Source organism: Nostocoides australiense Ben110 (assembly GCF_001050535.1).
Taxonomy (GTDB): domain Bacteria; phylum Actinomycetota; class Actinomycetes; order Actinomycetales; family Dermatophilaceae; genus Nostocoides_A; species Nostocoides_A australiense.
Genome location: NZ_HG764815.1, coordinates 736,008 through 751,100, shown reverse-complemented (window position 1 = coordinate 751,100; position 15,093 = coordinate 736,008). Strand labels below are relative to the sequence as shown.

At 69.4% G+C, this 15,093-nt stretch carries 14 protein-coding genes; 3 read left to right on the top strand and 11 right to left on the bottom strand.

Annotated features, from left to right (window positions below):
* Window positions 1–236: HAD hydrolase-like protein (locus tag BN11_RS03555; RefSeq protein ID WP_048694563.1), on the top strand; the 236-nt coding region annotated here is incomplete at its 5' end.
* A 3-nt stretch (window positions 237–239) separates the two neighbouring features.
* On the opposite strand, the gene BN11_RS03550 is transcribed toward BN11_RS03555, so the two are convergent.
* The 7 genes from BN11_RS03550 to BN11_RS03520 form a co-directional block, all read right to left on the bottom strand.
* Complete coding sequence (locus BN11_RS03550) at window positions 240–845, bottom strand: bacterial proteasome activator family protein (RefSeq protein WP_048694560.1); 606 nt, start codon at window positions 843–845, stop codon at window positions 240–242.
* A 46-nt stretch (window positions 846–891) separates the two neighbouring features.
* Window positions 892–1,782 (bottom strand): carbohydrate ABC transporter permease, encoded by an 891-nt coding sequence (locus tag BN11_RS03545; protein ID WP_083433499.1) that lies wholly within the window; start codon window positions 1,780–1,782, stop codon window positions 892–894.
* Between the two features lies 1 nt (window position 1,783).
* On the bottom strand, window positions 1,784–2,671 hold the full coding sequence (locus BN11_RS03540; protein WP_048694557.1) for a carbohydrate ABC transporter permease: 888 nt from the start codon (window positions 2,669–2,671) through the stop codon (window positions 1,784–1,786).
* 93 nt (window positions 2,672–2,764) lie between these two features.
* A complete protein-coding gene (locus BN11_RS03535) occupies window positions 2,765–4,108 on the bottom strand; it encodes an ABC transporter substrate-binding protein (protein ID WP_048694552.1) in 1,344 nt (447 codons plus the stop codon).
* A gap of 11 nt (window positions 4,109–4,119) precedes the next feature.
* Window positions 4,120–4,983 carry a PfkB family carbohydrate kinase gene (locus BN11_RS03530; RefSeq protein ID WP_048694548.1) on the bottom strand — a complete coding sequence of 288 codons (864 nt, stop codon included), beginning with the start codon at window positions 4,981–4,983 and terminating at the stop codon, window positions 4,120–4,122.
* A 1-nt stretch (window position 4,984) separates the two neighbouring features.
* Window positions 4,985–6,031 (bottom strand): SIS domain-containing protein, encoded by a 1,047-nt coding sequence (locus BN11_RS03525; protein WP_235435344.1) that lies wholly within the window; start codon window positions 6,029–6,031, stop codon window positions 4,985–4,987.
* Window positions 6,031–7,029 (bottom strand): SIS domain-containing protein, encoded by a 999-nt coding sequence (locus BN11_RS03520; RefSeq protein WP_048694545.1) that lies wholly within the window; start codon window positions 7,027–7,029, stop codon window positions 6,031–6,033. The genes BN11_RS03525 and BN11_RS03520 overlap by 1 nt, the downstream gene beginning before the upstream one ends.
* A gap of 185 nt (window positions 7,030–7,214) precedes the next feature.
* Here BN11_RS03520 and BN11_RS03515 point away from each other — a divergent pair, with 185 nt between their 5' ends.
* Window positions 7,215–8,297, top strand: coding sequence for a LacI family DNA-binding transcriptional regulator (locus BN11_RS03515; RefSeq protein ID WP_048694542.1), 1,083 nt, complete (start codon window positions 7,215–7,217; stop codon window positions 8,295–8,297).
* Between the two features lie 323 nt (window positions 8,298–8,620).
* Here BN11_RS03515 and BN11_RS03510 read toward each other — a convergent pair whose 3' ends face one another.
* The 4 genes from BN11_RS03510 to BN11_RS03495 all read right to left on the bottom strand — a co-directional run bounded on the left by BN11_RS03510 (window position 8,621) and on the right by BN11_RS03495 (window position 14,370).
* Window positions 8,621–11,488 carry an ABC transporter permease gene (locus tag BN11_RS03510; protein ID WP_083433497.1) on the bottom strand — a complete coding sequence of 956 codons (2,868 nt, stop codon included), beginning with the start codon at window positions 11,486–11,488 and terminating at the stop codon, window positions 8,621–8,623.
* 5 nt (window positions 11,489–11,493) lie between these two features.
* Window positions 11,494–12,219, bottom strand: a complete 726-nt coding sequence (locus BN11_RS03505) for an ABC transporter ATP-binding protein (RefSeq protein WP_048694535.1) — start codon at window positions 12,217–12,219, stop codon at window positions 11,494–11,496.
* The gene (locus BN11_RS03500) at window positions 12,216–12,875 is read right to left on the bottom strand and encodes a PadR family transcriptional regulator (protein ID WP_048694532.1); all 660 of its coding nucleotides are present in this window, start codon (window positions 12,873–12,875) and stop codon (window positions 12,216–12,218) included. Before BN11_RS03500 ends, BN11_RS03505 begins: the two co-directional genes overlap by 4 nt.
* 517 nt (window positions 12,876–13,392) lie before the next feature.
* Window positions 13,393–14,370 (bottom strand): NAD(P)H-quinone oxidoreductase, encoded by a 978-nt coding sequence (locus tag BN11_RS03495; protein ID WP_048694527.1) that lies wholly within the window; start codon window positions 14,368–14,370, stop codon window positions 13,393–13,395.
* A gap of 52 nt (window positions 14,371–14,422) precedes the next feature.
* Here BN11_RS03495 and BN11_RS03490 point away from each other — a divergent pair, with 52 nt between their 5' ends.
* On the top strand, window positions 14,423–14,884 hold the full coding sequence (locus BN11_RS03490; protein WP_048694523.1) for a hypothetical protein: 462 nt from the start codon (window positions 14,423–14,425) through the stop codon (window positions 14,882–14,884).
* Window positions 14,885–15,093: the final 209 nt, after the last annotated feature.

Sequence of the window (15,093 nt, the reverse complement as noted above, 5' to 3'; positions counted from 1 at the left end):
TGGCCGCCGAGCGCCTCGGCGCCGACCCGCGCGACTGCCTGGTCGTCGAGGACGCGCCCCTCGGCCTGGAGTCCGCGCGCGCGGCGGGGTGCGCCACCCTCGCGGTGACCACGACCACGGCATACGACCAGCTCGTCGCCGACCCGAACGCCGATGCCGTCATCCCCGACCTGGCCGCTGTCCACTTCAGCGTGACCGGCGATGGCCGGGTGCGGCTGGCGCCCGGCCGCCCCTGACTTCTACAGATACTGTCCGGTGCCGCCCACGCCGTCCGAGGGGACGACGAACGGCGGATTGCCCGGCCGGGCCGCCGGCCCGGGCATCGGCTGCTGCTCCGGGACGGCGGCGGGGTGCCCCGGGGGCAGTTCTCGACGCATCTGCTGCAGCTGCGCCTGGGCGGCCATCTGCTGGGCGACCAAGGCGGCCTGTATGCCGTGGAAGAGCCCCTCGAGCCAGCCCACCAATTGCGCCTGGGCGATCCGCAGCTCGGCATCGCTCGGGGTGCTGCCCTCACCGACGGGCAGGGCAAGCCGGTCGAGCTCCTGTACGAGTTCGGGGGCGAGGCCGTCCTTGAGCTCGGCGATCGAGCGCTGGTGGATCTGGGCCAGCCGGGCCCGGCCGGCATCGTCCAGCGGCGAGGAGCGCACCTCCTCGAGCAACTGCTTGATCATCGAGGCCACCCGCATCACCTTCGCCGGCTGCTCGACGAGCTCGGACGGATTGCGCTCCTCGTCGCTCGGGTCGTGTACCCCCATCCCCTCGGGGGTCAGGACGACGACCCGATCCGGGTTCTGCTGCTCGGTTGGGGCCTCGCCGGGCCGGCCGGCTGTCTGCTGCTCGCTCATGACGCCATCTTGCCGCACCCCCCCCCGACGTCCGAGCCGTGGCGGCCTATTTGCCCATGCCCTCCGTCAGGCCGCGCAGGAATTGCCGCTGCCCGATCAGGAACAAGATGATCATCGGCAGCGCCGCCATCGTCAGGCCCGCGAACTGCACCGGCCACTCGGTGAGCAGGCGCGACTGCATGTCCATCAAGCCGACCGGGAGGGTCTTGTTCTCAGTGTTGGAGATGAAGACCAGCGCGAACGCGAACTCGTTCCACGCGAAAAGCGCCTGCAGCAGGGCCGCGGAGACCAGGATCGGGCGGCATACGGGCAGCACCAGTCGCCAGAAGATCTGCGTGCGGGTCGCCCCGTCGACATAGGCCGCCTCATCCATCTCCCTCGGCATGTCGATCAGATAAGCCCTGATCAAGAAGGTGGTGAACGGGATCCGGAAGGCGGTATAGAGAATGAGCAGCGCCCAAAGGGAGTCATAGACGTGCAACCGCTGCAGCAGGCCGAACAGCGGGATCAAGGCGACGGTCGGGGCGACCATCAGCCCCCCGAGCAGCAGCCCCGTAATAGGGCCCGAGAAGGGCACGTTCACCCGGACCAGGCCGTATGCCGCCCACGCCGAGATCAACGTGGTCGTCACGATGGAGGCGGCGGTCACCAAGGTGCTGTTGACGAAGAAGCGGACGACGCCGGCGTTCCAGGCCCGCTCGAAGTTGCCCCATCGCAGCTCACCGGGCAGCGACCACGGGTTGGCGAAGAGTTCGGAGTTGTTCTTGAAACTGGAGAAGACCATCCACAGCAGGGGATAGATCACCGCCAGCACGAGCAGGACGAGGATCAGTCCGACGAAGAGCTGGGCGATGGCCCGGCGGATCCAGCCGGGGCCGCGGGTGGCGCGGTTGGCGGCGATGGGGGTCGAGGCGGATGTCGATGTCACGGCGGTCATGTCAGATCTCCACGCGGCGGCGCCGGCTGACCAGGATCTGCAGGATGGCGAAGGCGAAGGTCAGCACGAAGATGACCGTCGCGATCGCCGAGGCATAACCCATGTTGTCGGCGAGGAAGGCATTGCGGTAGAGCCAGGTGCCCAGCACCTGACTGGAATCGGAGGGTCCGCCGGCGGTCATGACCATGACCTCGTTGAAGACAAGGAAGGCGCCCGAGACGGTGAGGATGATGAGCAGCGTGGTCATCTCGCGCACCATCGGGATGGTCACGGAGAAGAAGGAGCGCACGGCGCCGGCCCCATCAACCTTCGCCGCCTCATACAGCTCCCTCGGGATCCGTTGGATGGCGACGACGAAGAGCACGGCCGTATAGCCGATGGACTGCCACTGGCTCATCCCGATGATGCTCCAGATCGCGGTCTTCTGCTCCCCGAGCCAGGCGTGCTGGAAACGCTCCAGCCCCATCGCGCCGAGCAGCCGGTTGAGCAGCCCGAACTGCGGGTTGTAGATGAAGGAGAAGAGGATGCCGGACACGGTGATGGAGATGACCGCGGGGATGAAATAGATGACCCGCAGGACCCCGCGCAGCTTCTGGTGCACGAACTCCTCGAGAACGGCGGCCAGGCACAGCGAGAAGCCGACCTGACAGATCAGCGACACCACGGCATACGCGATGTTGTTGCGAAGCGAGCGCCAGAAGATCGGGTCGGCCGCCGCGTCGGTGTAGTTCTGCAACCCGACGAAGACCGGATTGGGGGAGAAGGCGTTCCAGCTGTAGAAGCTGAGCCGGATGTTCTCGACGATGGGGTAGTAGACGAATATCCCCAACAGGGCCAGCGCGGGGACGACCCACACCAGGCCACGTAGTCGCGTCGTCGTTGACGCCATGCGTTGATCCTCCTTCGCCCGGGGGCGATATGGCGGATCGGGGGGTGGCCGGCTATTGCGGCGCGGCCACCCCCCGACGAGGGGGTATGCCGGTCAGCCGACCGACTTCTTGGCCTTCTCGGCCGCGCTCTGGACGCCCTTCATGACGTCCGCCGGGGTCTGGGATCCGTCGAGGATGCCCTGGACGCCGGAGAGATAGGCGTTGGCGACCTCGGCGTTGGTGACGGTGTCCAGCCAGATCGCGAAGCTGTTCGCGGAGCTGATGTCCTTCAGCGCCGTCTCGAGCTGCGGGAAGGAGTTCTCGGCGGTCGCGGTGCCCTGGACCGAGCTGAGCCAGCCGATGTCCTTGGTCATCGTGGCGCCGTTCTCCTTGCTCGTCATGAACTTCAGGAAGTCCACGGCGAGGGCGGCGTTCTTGCTGGCGGAGTTGACCATGAACCCGTCGGGTGCGCCGGTGAGGGCGCCCTTGTCGCCCGCGGCGTCACCGGCCGGCGGCAGCCGGAAGAAGTCCCAGTTGTTCGCCAGGTCCGCCGGGGCGCCGCCCTTCTCGGTCAGCCCGGAGAACTCCACCGACTCCAGGAAGTGCATGGCGGCCTTGCCCGAGAGGAAGTTCGCCTGCGCGGTCTCGTGCGAGAGGCCGTTGCTTCCGGATTCGAAGCAGGCGTCGTTGATCTGTTTGAACTGCTCGAGCGCCTTGGCGTAGCCGCCGTCGGTGAATGCGCCGGTCGCCGGGTTGTAGTCGGTGGAGCGTGTCGCCTCGGGGACGTCCATCGCGTTGAGCTGGGTCATGAAGTGGATCGCCGGCCAGCCGTACTGGTTGCCGAAGGCGATCGGGGTGTAGCCCGCCGCCTTCAGCGTGCCGCAGGTGCTGAGCAGGTCTTCGAGCGTGGCCGGCTTGGTGACCCCGACCTTGTCGAAGATCGCCGTGTTGTAGGCCATGTATTTCGCGTCGAGGTTGATCGGCACGCCATAGGACTTGCCGTCATATTGGAACGCCTTGAGCGCCGCGGGCGAGAAGGTCTTGCCCCAGTCGGTGTCCGGCCCGATCACGGAGGTCAGGTCGGCGGCCAGGCCGGCGCGCACGAACTTGTTCGCGAAGTCCCCGGCCCAGGAGAAGTAGATGTCGGGCAGCTGCTTGGAGGCGGACAGGACGCGGATCTTGTCCTTGAATGGCTGGTCCCCGACCTGCTGCAGGTCGACCTTCACGCCCGGGTTGGCGCTTTGGTATGCCGTGGCCACCTTCTCGAAGTAGGGAGCGTATTTCGGGTCGGCGAACTTGGTGATGATGCTGAGCGTGCCCTCCTTCGTGGTCGCGGAGGCCGTCAGTTGTGGGGCGGCCGACGTCTTGTCGGTCGCCGTCCCGGGGCCACCGCACGCGGCGAGTGCGCCGGCGGCGGTGACGGCGATGAGGGCAGTGGTGCGGGTGCGGTGCGTCATGGTTTCCTCCGTCAGTTGCGGGGCTGTTGCTGGGCCCACGCCGGGTGCTCCACGCCCGGCGCGGGGGTCTCGATGGGAGCGCCCGGATGGCCGAACGCTCCGAAGGTGGCGCACGCGTCGGTCGCGTATGCCGTGGCCGCGGCGAGCGCGTGCGCGGACGGCTCCTCCCGCAGCAGACCGGTCAGGAAGCGGGCGATGAACGCGTCGCCCGCGCCGAGTGTGTCGACGATCGGCCCGGTGCCGGCGGCCGCGTGCGCGACCTGCCCGTCGCTGATCAGCCATGCACCCTGCGGGCCCCCGGTGACGACGACGATCCGTGGCCCCAGTGCGGCGATCCGCAGGCCGTAGTCGACAGCCGTCCCGTGCTCACCCGAGGGCAGCGATGCGATGGCGATATCGGCGATGGGGGCGAATTGCGCGATGTACTCCCACGGCCGCTCGGAGAAGTCGAAGGAGAGGCGCGCCGCCGCCTGCGCGATGGCGGGCAGTTGATCCTCGACGCCGGAGCACTCGCCGGTGTGCACCAGGTCGAATGCGCCGACATCCGCGAGCTCGTCCGGCCCGAGGACGAACCGGGACACCCCGGGATCGCCGTGCCCGAAGACCCGGTTACCCTCGATGAGTCGCACGTCCGCGTATGCCGTCATACCGGGCCGGGTCTTCACGCGTGCCACGTCGACCCGCTCTGAGATGAGTGCGGAGCGCACGAGGTCCCCGGCCGCGTCGTCCCCGGTGACCCCGAGGTATGCCGCGTCGGTGCCGAGCCGGCGCGCGTGCACCGCGACATTGAGCGCGTTCCCGCCGGGATACATCACGCCGGTGTCGACATAGCGGTCGACGACGTTGTCACCGAGGCAGAGCAGCCGGGGAGCCACGTCAGTAATCGATCCGGCGGTAGTAGCGGCGCGTCGTGAGCGGGTGGTCGCGCAGGACCTCGAGGTGCGCGCTGACACGTTCCAGCAGCGCCGCGGCGACCACGGGTGCCATGGCCGCCGAGACGTCCGGGGGCAGCTGCCCCAGATCGGCATCCGCGGTGTCGATCACCAGGATGTGTTCGGTGATCGTGCGCGCGAAGTCGAGGACCCGGTCGGTCAGCTCCCTGGTCTCGTCGCGGCCGACGAGGACCACGAGTGAGGAGCCGGCCTCGAGCAGTTCGAGGGTGCCGTGGAAGAAGTGCGCCGCGTGGACCGGCCGGGTGCGGATCCACTGCATCTCCTCGAGGATGCACATCCCGTAGTAGTGCGCCTCGGGCCAGGCGTATCCGGCCCCGGTGATGATGTGGTAGTCGCGCTCGGCGAGGAAATGCGCTGCCTGCTCGGCCCGGTCTTCGTATGCCGTCTTGGCCGTCAGGAGGTGCTGCGGAACCGATTCGAGGTGGGCGCCCAGGGAGCCGGCGGCGCCCCAGTCGTCGGTTTCCGCCGCCAGCCCGGCAATGCCCAGGATCGACTGCAGATAGAAGGACTCGCTCGAGGTGTCGTCGGCGGCCTCGTTGACCAGGGTGAGGTCGGCAGCCTGTGCCAGGGGCGAGTCCCCGTGTGCGGTGAGCACGGCGGTCCAGGCGCCGTGGCGGTGTGCCAGCTCCTGCGCCGCCACGCTTTCCTTGGTCGTCCCCGAGAGCGAGGGGATCACGACCGCGCTTCCGGCTCCCAGCCCGGGACCGCCCGCAGCCAACTCCTCCGCGGGGTGCCGCAGCCGAACGGGAACCGACAACCGGCTCTCGGCCAACCGCAGGGCAGGCTCCATGAGAATGCCGGCGCCGCCGGTGCCGAGGAGGACGACCTCCTCGACCCGTCCCGCGGCATACCGCTGCGCAAGCGCGCTTCCGAGCTCCCGTCCGCGCGCTACCGCGCCGGACTGGATACGCACATAGCGCTCCGCGTCGAAGTTGAGCAGCCCGTCGGGCTGCGTCGCGGCGGTCGTCATCAGTAGTCGACCTTGAACATGTAGTGGCGGTTCTCCAACGAGTGGTTGCGCGTGTGCTCGTAGCGCTGCGCCAGCCGGTTGGCCAGGGCACCGACGACGAGGGGGGACACGATCGGTCGAACGCTCGCGGGAACGCCGGGCAGCTCGAGGGCGGCCACGTCGATCGTCCGGGCCCGCGCGGCATATGTCTTCAGGAAGGCCTGGGCTCGCTCGCCCATGGGGCGAGAGGCGTCCTCGCCCAGCCATAGGATGACGGCGGAGTCGTTGTCGATGACCTCGAAGGCGCCCTGGAAGAACTCGCCGCTGTTGAAGCCGGCGGCGTGCTTCCACTGCATCTCCTGCAGGAAGCACATCGCCATCCCATAGGCCCAGCCGTAGCTAGGACCGGAGCCGAGCACATAGGTCACCGGGTCGTCCTTGAAGTCCTCGGCGATGGAGGCGAGGTCGGCGTCGGCCTCTTCGACGGCTGCCTTGACGGCTGCCGGCAGGGCAGCGAGACCGGTCTCGATCTCGTCCCAGGGCAGGTCGGCGCCGGTCGCCTCGAGAACAGCCAGGGCGACGAGGAGTTCGAAGAGGTCGCTCTTGCCGGAGAACGCGATGGAGACGGCCTCGGCGAGCGGGCTGCCCTCCTTGGCGCCGGCGATGACGGTGGCGCCGGTGCCGGACGCCGTCTTGGCGGCCTCAACAGTCTCCTTCGTCTTGCCGGTGTAGGAGGCGAGCACGACCAGCGATCCCTTGCCCATCAGCTTGGGGATGCTGCAGTTGAGTTCGTCGCTCTGGAGCTGGAAGGTCGGGACCGAGGCGTGCTGCTGCAAGACGTAGTGGGCCGGGTAGCTGCAGATCAGGGAGCCGCCGGCGCCGACGAACCAGATATTCGTCAGGCCGTCCTCGACCGCCTTCGCGACCACCTCGCGGATCCGGTCGCGCTCGGCGATGGCGCCGCTGAGCTTCTCCTCGGTGTCGGCATCAATGGGCTTCAGGTCAAGCACCTGGGTCATGGGGTTGTCCTTCGTCGTGTAACCGATGTGTGGACCCGGCAGGGCCGGGGGAGCGTTTGTGGGGCGCACTGATAACGTTCTCAATGAGCCGATGCGATAACGTTCTCACCTTCGTCGATCGGCTGTCAATACCTCGAGAAGGGGAAAGTTCGCGGGGTTTCCGGCGCCGGGATAGGGTCGCGAGCATGGCGTCGGAGGTCCGTTCGCGTGTGACGGTGATCGACGTCGCCCGAGCCGCTGGGGTGTCCGTGGCCACCGCCGCCCGGGCGCTCGGGGGCTATGGCTCGGTGAGCCAGGCGAGCCGCCGCAAGGTCGATGAAGCCGCCGCACGCCTGGGGTACACCCCGAACATGGTGGCGCGCAGCATGATCACCGGGTCGACCAAGACGATCGGCGTGATCGTCGCCGACATCGAGAACCAGTTCTTTCAATTGGTGCTGCGCGGTGTCAGCCGAGTGCTCTCCGAGGCTGGCTTCGACCTCGTCCTGGCCAACACCGAGGAGAGCATCGAGGTCGAGCGCCGCTCCCTGCGGGTTATGACCTCCCGCCGGGTCGACGGGCTGATCCTCTCGCCCACCGAGGTGGCGGACGTCGCCCAGATCCGTGCCGTGGCGGACTCCGGCATACCCGTTGTCCTGCTGGATCGGCGGCTGCGTGGGCTCAAGGTCGACTCCGTCGGGATCCGCAACCGCGCGGCCTCGCACGAGGCGACGACCTATCTGCTCGATCGCGGGCATCGGCAGATCGCGGTGGTCACGGGCGGTGGGGCCGAGCACGCGGAGGAGCTGCGGTCCGGGAACGTGGGGCGGTTGCGGCGGATGTCGGCGACCACCCTTGGGACACGAACCGCCGGATATCTCGAGGCCATCGAGGCCGCCGGCATCGCGCATGTCCCGGACTACGTCGTCGCCAACGGTTTCCGGCAGAGTGACGCGCGCACGGCCGCTCGAGAGTTGATGCGGCTCCCCCAGCCCCCGACAGCGATCATGGCCTTCGACAGCCTGCTGAACCTGGGTGTCCTCCAGGGGCTAGGTGATGCCGGCGTCCGATGCCCTGACCAGGTCTCGCTCATCGGATTCGACGATGCGCCCTGGGCCGAGGTTGTCGACCCGCCTCTCACAGTCATCGCGCAGCCGACCGAGGAGATCGGAGCCCTGGCGGCACGTCAGTTGCTCGATCGCCTCGGCGGAGAGAGCGGCGCCCCGATGAACCATCGCTTGCCGGTGCGGTTGATCGAGCGGCAGTCCGTGGCCCGTCCTCCTGGCTGACGGCGGGCCGATGGCCGGGCCAGCCGCCCGGCAACCTGGTGCAGCGCGAACCCCTATGAGAACAGCACCGTGATGATGACCAACGTGATGGCCGTCTTCGGGCCCAAACTGCCGCTCGAGCTGTCCGCGAACTGCCTGAGGGAGCACTGGGGCGGGCTGACGGAGGGCAACCACTTCCCCGACTTCGAGGGCGAGGCCAAGACCTGCACCGAGACGCTCGCGAAGGGGCGGCCCTATTTCGCGGCGGGGGGCGACGGGCTAGGAGCGCGGCCGGACCCTCCCCTGCGAGGCCCGGCCGCGCTCGTCGCTGTGACTCGTCGGGGTCAGTTGCCCCGGCGCGTGACGTGCGGGGCGCGGCGGATGCTGACGGCGGCGACGAGCGCTGCGACGAGCGGGACGCCGATCAGGATGGACAGCAGGTGCCAGATCGGTATGCCGATCGTCGGGCTCAGCGTGACCTCTTTCTGGAGCGCTTCGTCCCAGCCACGCGAGGTGCTCGGGTAGGCGATGGCGACGCCCGCGACGAGGCCGATCAGTGTGCCGAGGGCGACTCCGACCAGAGCAACGGTGGCCGCCTGCGCTCCGGCGAACCGGCGCCGGGTGCCCTTGGTCGCGCCGACCGCGGCGAGGGTGCCCATGTCGGCCTGCTGCTCCGCCAACGCGAGCGCCGTGCTGATCAAGGTGACAGTGGTCAGCAGAAAGCCGGCGATGCCGAAGACGATGAGCATGATCTTCCAGTCGTTGCGCTGGAAGCCGCGCTCGACCTGGATGCGCATGTCCTCGCCGAGCTTGTCGTTGACCTTGTCCTCGGCGTCCTTGGAGATGGGGCCGTTGGGGTCGTAGATGTAGAGCCCGCTCATCGTGGTCGGGAGCTTCAGCTTCTCCACCAACTCCTGGGTCAGGACCACGCCGGTGTAGCTCTCGACGGCCCCGCGCCGATACGTCGCTTCGTCGATGACGATCGCGGGGTATGCCGTGCTCTTGGACCACGTGGGTTGGGCCGGCCCGGTGGGGTTGGCATCGGTGGGGATGGGCTGCCCGCCGTAGGCCAGCGTCACCTTGCCGCCCGAGGTCCAGGCCGGATCGCCCACGAGGACGGCACCATCGCGGATGGCCTGGGCCTGCGCGCCGGTGGCGCCCACGCGGCGGATGATCTCCGCAGCGGGCGTGACCATGACGCCGGCGCGCATGGACATGCCGCCGTTGGTGCCGGCCACCGCACACTTCTCCGTCTCTGGAGAGGGTGCGCCTTCGTAGTTCGGCATCGTGTCGGCCACGGTGCAGCCGGGAGGCTGGACGCTGAGGAAGGGCTCCTCAGTGGGCTTCTTCTCCGCTCCCGGCGTGCCGTAGTCGGCGGCGATGTAGCGCTGCTCGGCCGTGCGCCACGTCGGGGCGTTGGCCTGTAGTGACGCCAGCAGAGCCGGCATAGTCGCGGGGTCCACCCACGTCGAGGCCTCGCCGGCGATATTGCGCGGGGTGTAGAGCTTGGCCTGGAACTTCGTATCGCTCGCGAGGGCGACGGCGAAGGTCGACAACAAGGCGGCGCCGGCCATCACCGCTGCAACGGTGGGTGCGGAGCGGTGGCGCTGCCGGGCGGCATCGCGCGACGCCATGCGGACCGGCGCGGAGAAGCGCGAGGCGAGCTTGCCGCAGGCCACGAGCAGGAGCGGGATCAGGCAGATCGGGCCCAAGAACAGACCGAAGACCCCCAGAGCTGCCATCACCGCGGACTCCTGCACGACGGCGCCGAAGACACCGACCACGCCGAGCGCGAAGAGGACCGCGCCGACGATCGGCAGCTTGCGGTTGATCGGCGGCGAGACGTTCTGCCCCTTCATCACCCCGACGATGTCGAGGCGACCGAGTTTGAGTGCTGGGATCAGTGCGGCGAAGAGGGCGGCCAGGACGGCGCAGACGACGACGATGAGCACGCCCAGCCACGGGATCTCGGCGGGACCGAACATCTGATCCCAGGGCCGCATCCGGGTCCAGATCGCGGCGGCGGCGAGGGCAACAGCGGCGCCCAAGGCAGCCCCGATGAGCACGGCGATCGCGCCGAGGACCACGGCCGAGGCGAGGACGCTGCGGCGCAGTTGCCGGGTCTCGGCGCCATTGCTCGCGGCGAGGGCGAGGCTGCGACGCTGCCGGCCCGCGCTGACCGCGAAGGCGGGCCCGACGAGCAGAGCGGTCAGGAGGAAGAGCGTGGCGCCGAGCATCGCGGCCGCGATCCGCAGGCTCTTGGCGTTCTCGACGTCCTGCTGGTAGATGTCCGCGGGCAACTCGGACGCCGCCGGCGGGTTGAGGATGACCTCGCGGCTGGTGATGCTCAGGCCGTGTTCGTTGGCGTTGCGCACCTCGCTCCAGGTGAACGGAGCGTCGCGGAAGAGGAGATAGGACGCACTCGCCGGCCCTGACGGCCCTTCGCTCACCCACGGTTTCGTGGTGGCGAGCATGGTCATGCCGCCCCAGGCGGACGCGACGTCCGCCTGCCCGACGATCGTGACGACCCGGTCTTCGCCGCCGACGGTGAGGGTGATCGTCCCGCTCGTCGGCAGCCCCTCATGGACCGCGCGGGGGGTGACGACGACCTCGGAATTGTCGGTCGGCCAACGCCCGTCCGTCAGCTTGGCGCGCTCGCCGAAGTCCTGCTTCATGTCGAAGAAGGTGGCATCGCCCCAGGGCCGCCGGTCCCCGTCGTGCCAGCGGAAGTCGCCGCTCTCGACGGCCTTGACGGTGCCGCCGAGAAAGACGCCGAGGGCCGCGGCGATCTCGCTCGGCCGGCCCGTCTCGGGATCGACGCCCGGGATGGGTTTGGCCTTCGGAGGCTGGTCCTCGGGGCTCGGGCCGCTCACCTGATAGGAGTTGGATCCGTCAACGCCCTGCTGCACCACCGTGGTCTGGATGGTGTCGACGCGGGCGACGGCCGAGCCGAGCGTGCGCGGCAGGGCCTCGGCGGCGGACGTGAAGCTGGTGGCCGAAAGCGTCAGGCCGCCCACGATGAGTGCGACGGGGAGGGCGACCATGAGGATGACCAGCGCGCTTCTGCCCTTGTAGCGCAACGCATCCCGGCGCGCCATCTTGAGGGAGACCCGCCAGGAGTTGAGCCAGCGCTGCATTCGGCTGCCGCCGCGGGCGACGGGGGGCGGTGGGTTCGCGGGCGCCGTGGGGCGCTCGGTGAGAGTGGCCGACATCGTGGTCAGCTCCCCGATCCGACGAGGAGAGTCTCGGCCTCTTCGGGCGAACCGGTCGTGTCGACGACGACGCCGTCGCGCAGGAACACCACCCGGTCGGCCCAGGCGGCGTGCCGGGCTTCGTGGGTGACGAGCAGCCCGGCGGCGCCGGCGTTGCAGCGATCACGCAGCACCCTCAGGACGCCTTCGCCGGTCGTGGAATCGAGGGCGCCGGTGGGCTCGTCGGCGAGGACCAGGCGGCGGTCGCCGACGAGGGCGCGCGCGATCGCGACCCGTTGCTGCTGGCCGCCGGACATCTTGTCGGGATAGCGGTCGGCGAGTTCGGCGACGCCGACGATCTCCAGGATCTCGTGCGCTGCGCGACGACCCTCCTTGACCGACATGCCGTCGAGTTCCAGTGGGAGAGAGACATTTTCGGCGGCGGTGAGAGAGGGGATGAGGTTGAAGTCCTGGAAGACGAAGCCGACCCGGCGCCGGCGCAGCGAGGCGAGCTGGTTCGCGCCGAGCGCGCCCACCTCGTCGCCCTCGATGAGCACCTGGCCGCTGGTGGCCTTGTCGAGGCCGCCGGCGAGGTTGAGCAGGGTGGACTTGCCGGAGCCGCTGGGCCCCATGACGGCGACGAGTTCGCCCGGGAAGACGTCCAGGCTGACGCCGCGCAGGGCGTGGACGGCGGTCTCGCCCTCGCCGTGCGTGCGGGTGACGTCGACGATGTGCAGGATCGGTGCGGTCATTTCCGGGCCCCCTGGCTCGTGGTGGTGGTGTTGGCGGATCGTGCTGCGGCGGTGCGATATTCGGCGTCCTCGGCGGCCGCCGCGTCGGTCGAGGCGACGGCCCGCTTAGGGCGCGCGGCCTCGGCGGCGAGGCGGGCCTCGACGTGGTCGAGCCAGCGGACCTCGGACTCGGCGGCGAAGATGAGGTTCTCGACGACGAGCAGCCAGGCCAGGTCGTTGGAGGTGCCGTCGCTGGATGCCTGCTGATCGGAGGCCTGCACCTTGAGGCGGGTCAGGTCGCGCAGATGCCGCAGGGTCGCGGTCCGCTGGGTCTGCACCACGGCGGGCACGTCGACCCCGGGGGTCGTGACGGCCAGGGCCAGCTTGATGACCAACTCGTCGCGCGGAGTCTCGTCGCGGTCGACCGGGGTCCGCCACCACGTGGTGACCTCCTCGAGCCCGAGCGGGGTCAGGTGATAGAGGATGCGCCCCTCCTCGTCGGCCTGCGCGTCCTGGGCGACCATGCCGTCGCGCTCGAGCCGGGCCAGCGTCGTATAGACCTGGCCGACGTTCAGCGGCCAGGTCCCCCCCGTGCGCGCCTCGAACTCCGAGCGCAACTGCGCCCCATACATCGACTGCTCGGCGAGCAGTGCGAGCAGTCCCAACTTGACCGACATGGCCGTCCTCCCGTTCCGTGGCCGTGATACCCGGTATCCGACCAGTTGCCGCGAGCGTATACCCGGTATTTCGCTCAGCGCAATACGCGGTATGTCGCGGCGGATCACATTCTGGTCACGACGCCACCCCCACGCCGATCTGGCACCGTGGAGAAGTCATGCCCATGTGGAGAAGCGACCGATGACCTTCCGGGCTCGGTATGCCGCCCTGGTCCGGGCCGCTTTCCTGCTCACCGGGTCGCGCGAAGGCGCCGAGGACCTGCTCGGTCTGCAGCGCGGGGCCGGCGGGCACTGGCGGCAGGTGGCCCTGTCCTTGACCGACTGGTTGGCCGAAAGCGAGACGATCACATCCGGTCAGCCGGAGCCACCGACGGTGGATTGGAAGGGCCGCGGCCCGCTCACCGATGGCGCGCGCCGACACTGGGGAGGTCATCGCCTCAGCGCCGGCCGGGATGAGCGAACTCTCACTCTCCCAGTGGGTCCTGGACGAGCGCTAGAGCCCGCAACCACCCCCGGCTCAGGGGAGGAGCAGGAGCTTGCCGATGTGCTGGCTGGCTTCGAGGTCGCGGTGGGCCCGGGGGGCGTCGGCGAGGGGGTAGGTCGCCTGGATGACCGGGCGGACCTCGCCGGCCTCGATCAGGGGCCAGACGTGCTCGCGGACGGCGGCGACGATCGTCGCCTTCTCCGCCGCCGGGCGGGCGCGCAGGGAGGTGGCGATGACGGCGGCCCGCTTGGTCAGCAGGGTGGAGAGGTTGAGTTCCCCCTGGACGCCGCCCTGCAGGCCGATGACGACGAGGCGGCCGTTGACGGCGAGCGTGTCGACATTGCGGGACAGGTATTTCGCGCCCATGTTGTCGAGGATGACGTCGGCGCCGTGGCCGTCTGTGGCTGCCTTGAGCCGCTCGACGAAGTCCTCCTCCTTGTAGTCGACGAGGATCTCGGCGCCGAGGTCGCGGCATACCTCCAACTTCTCGGCGGAGCCGGCGGTCACGGCGACGCGCGCGCCGACGGCCCGGGCGAGCTGGATGGCCATCGTCCCGATTCCGGACGAACCGCCATGGACCAAAATGGTCTCTTCCGGTTGAAGATTCGCGGTCAGGAAGACATTGGACCAGACGGTGGACGCAACCTCCGGGAGGGCCGCCGCATGCTGCAGTGAGACGCCCGGCGGCACCGGGAGAACCTGACCAGCGGGGACCGTGACCAGCTCGGCATACCCGCCTCCGGACAGCAGCGTGCAGACCTCGTCGCCGACCTGCCAGCTCTCGACCCCCTCGCCGAGGGCGTCGATCGTGCCGCTCACCTCCAGGCCCGGGTATGCCGAGGCGCCCGGCGGCGGGGGATAGAAACCCTTGCGCTGCATGACATCCGCACGGTTGACGCCCGCCGCAGCGACGCGGATCCGCACCTCGCCGGCCGCGGGCTGCGGGTCGGGGACCTCGGCCAGGACAAGAGCCTCCGGGTCGCCGGGCGTGGGGATCGTGATCGCGCGCATGGTGACGATCGTAGAAGGGCGACGTCGGGGCGGGTCAGATACCCTAGGGGGCATGCTGTCGACATGGTCCGCAAGGCGCTCGCTCGTCGCGTCCGTCGCGACGCTGGCCACGGGACTGTTCATCAGCCTGGGCACGGCGATGATCGCGAACCCCGTGATCGGCCGCTCGATCCCGCCGACCTGGTGGTCCTGGCCGGTCATGGCGGTCACGGCCCTCCTGAGCGGACTGCTCTTCGCGACCTATGTCCGTGAGCCGGGTGCGGTGCCCGCCGAGTCGCAGGTGAACCGGCGCGGAGCCATGGGCGGGGCCTTGTCCTTCTTCGCCGTCGGGTGCCCGGTCTGCAACAAGGTGGCGCTCCTCCTGCTGGGCTCGGCCGGCGCGGTGCAGTGGTTCGCTCCCATCCAGCCCTACCTCGGGATCGCCGGCATCGCCCTCCTGGCCTGGGCATTGCGCACCCGGCTGGCGGGTGAGCGCTCCTGCCCGATCACCGTCCCCGGCCCCGGGCCGGCCTGAGGGCGGGGCGGCGGGGACACGCGGCACACCCGCGGCGTTCCGAGCGTTGACGAGAGTGCACCGCACCCCGGGGGAGCAGGAGAACCACCATGGACAAGACCCTCATCAGCCTCGGCGCCGCCCTCGTCGCCGCCGGGATTTCCGCCGTGCCCAAGGCGCGGGCCGCCGCGACCCTCACCGCGGCCGGCCTGGTGCCGCTCGCGGCCGGC